We start from the raw sequence: 828 nt of genomic DNA, 5'->3' as shown, positions 1-828 counted from the left end.
TTGCGCACGATGTAGTGCAGTAAGGTACTGGCGTGGGCAAACAGGCAGTCGCCGTTGGACATGACGAAGTTGAACAAGCCGTAGCGGCGGATTTCATGAGTCAAGCCGGCGATGGCATCAAACAAAACTTCAGGTTTGGGTTTGGTGGCAAAGCGGCTGCGCAGGCGGTTGAGGATAAAGCAGAACGCGCGTTCGGAATCGGTTGAGCCGACGGCATGGTAGTACTCGCCCTGCTCGGGGTAAAAATCAATCAAATGGCCGTTGTGGGCAAACAGCCAATATTCGCCCCACATCTCGCGCATGAAGGGATGAGTGTTCGCCAATGAGGTCTGGCCTTGTGAGGCCTTGCGGATATGGGCGATAACGTTTTCAGATTTGATTTGGTAGGCGCGCACCAAGTCGGCAACGGGCGAGTTGGCGCTGGGTTTGTCGTCGTGAAACAAGCGCACGCCTTTGCCTTCGAAAAAGCCGATACCGAAGCCGTCGGCGTGGTGGTCGGTAATGCCGCCGCGACGGCGGAAGCCTTCAAAAGAAAACATGATGTCTGTGGGCGTGTTGCAATTCATGCCGAGCAGTTGGCACATGGCGTTAACCTTTATTTTTGGGGTATTTATAGGGTTATTATGGTGTATCGGGCAGGCAGTTTCAATATGTAGAGTGTGATATGTTTATAACTATCTCATACTTGGCAGGCCGTCTGAAAAATTGCTGTCAAAAATTCAGACGGCCTTAAAGTGTTCCCAGACCGGGCGGCATTGTTCGGGTAAGTCGGGGCAGGCGCCGAGTATGCCGCCGCTGAAGTCGTTGGGGCGGTGGAAGTCGCTGCCT

1 protein-coding gene and 1 pseudogene are annotated in these 828 nt (G+C 53.6%); both read right to left on the bottom strand.

Annotated features, from left to right (window positions below; translation table 11 throughout):
* The coding region (locus tag ACTHS3_RS16200; protein WP_440368533.1) for a class II glutamine amidotransferase at window positions 1-584 on the bottom strand (584 nt) is incomplete at its 3' end.
* Window positions 585-719: 135 nt separating this feature from the next.
* Window positions 720-828, bottom strand: a pseudogene (locus ACTHS3_RS16195) (phosphatase); the annotation flags it as partial.

The sequence above is a fragment of the Neisseria sp. P0009.S007 genome, assembly GCF_051962515.1.
The sequence above is the reverse complement of the archived record's forward strand: the minus strand, read 5'-3'. Positions and strand labels throughout refer to the sequence as shown.